Source organism: Bacillus cereus group sp. BfR-BA-01382, from assembly GCF_022663475.1.
Lineage (GTDB): Bacteria > Bacillota > Bacilli > Bacillales > Bacillaceae_G > Bacillus_A > Bacillus_A thuringiensis_S.
On sequence record NZ_JAKUFQ010000240.1, the window covers coordinates 1 to 1,139 of the forward strand.

Below are 1,139 nucleotides of genomic sequence, written 5' to 3' on the forward strand. Positions count from 1 at the left end.
CACCTTTTGTATTTTTTAATGTTTTTTTAATTCGTCTCATTTCTTTCACCTTCCCAAACATCGTAGTTATACTTAAATTCGGATGTTACGTATCTTTTTTGTATTGCTTCTTTTTCATCTGATGTACCAGGAATGATTTGACCCCAAACGTTCCATTTATATTTATAAGTCAACTCAATATCCATTGCAGATTGATAATCTACTTTAAAATTTGTGGCAGTTGTTAATTTTTTTGTCTCTACAACTCTTCCGTTTTTATCGTATCGAATTAAATTTAGGTCCCATTCATTGCTTTTTATACCAGCTCCTTCAAGATGGTCATTCACTTGTTGTACAAGCTCTCTTGAGTCTACATACGCTTTATCTCCACCTGGGAATCCTTTTGGTACTTGATTCGTAATTCCTCCTTGTACACCTAACTGACGTGCTATGACATTTGTTTGTTGTGATACAACATACTGTTTATAGGTAATCGTAACAACATCAAATAAGAAACATATAAGAGCAACAAAAATTAATAAGCCTATTACATATTCAAACAAACCAAATCCTTTTTGTTCTTTTAACTTCTCTTTCAATCTACTCATATTCGCACCCCTTTCCGTTTTTCCTATAAAAAAAGGAGCGTTATACCTATACGCTCCTTTTACGTTGTATTAAGCTACTTTTAAGCCATCTACAGTTCCGCCCGCTTTACCTAAGAAGCCAACGATTTGGTCTTTAAATAAGAACAATGCAGTTGCTAATACTAATACTACCGAAATCCAAACGATAATCTCTACGTTAGATGCACCGTCTTCCCCATTTAATACAAATTTTGCTCGATTCATTAAGTTGTTCATTCTATCACCTCTGTTTCTTCTTTGTGATTTTTATGGCTTATATTAAACTACTTAACTTGTAGTTTATCTACAGTTCCACCTGCTTTTCCTAAGAAGCCAACGATTTTATCTTTAAAGATAAATAATGCAGTTGCTAATACTAATACTACTGAAATCCAAACGATAATCTCTACGTTTGACGCACCATCTTCTCCATTTAATACAAATTTTGCTCGATTCATTAAGTTATTCATTGCAACATCCCCTCTCAAATTTATTATCTTATTGTATTAAAGTTACATCTTGTTTATAACGATT

The 1,139-nt window shown here is 32.7% G+C and carries 3 protein-coding genes; all 3 read right to left on the reverse strand.

Features of this window, described 5'->3' with window-relative positions; translation table 11 throughout:
* Positions 1 to 26: 26 nt before the first annotated feature.
* Entirely contained in the window at positions 27 to 587 is a 561-nt protein-coding gene (locus tag MR160_RS33665; protein ID WP_000088659.1) for a hypothetical protein, read from the reverse strand.
* A 69-nt stretch (positions 588 to 656) separates the two neighbouring features.
* Positions 657 to 842, reverse strand: a complete 186-nt coding sequence (locus MR160_RS33670; protein WP_061662802.1) for a hypothetical protein — start codon at positions 840 to 842, stop codon at positions 657 to 659.
* A 47-nt stretch (positions 843 to 889) separates the two neighbouring features.
* Complete coding sequence (locus MR160_RS33675; protein ID WP_001061354.1) at positions 890 to 1,075, reverse strand: hypothetical protein; 186 nt, start codon at positions 1,073 to 1,075, stop codon at positions 890 to 892.
* Positions 1,076 to 1,139 lie beyond the last annotated feature (64 nt).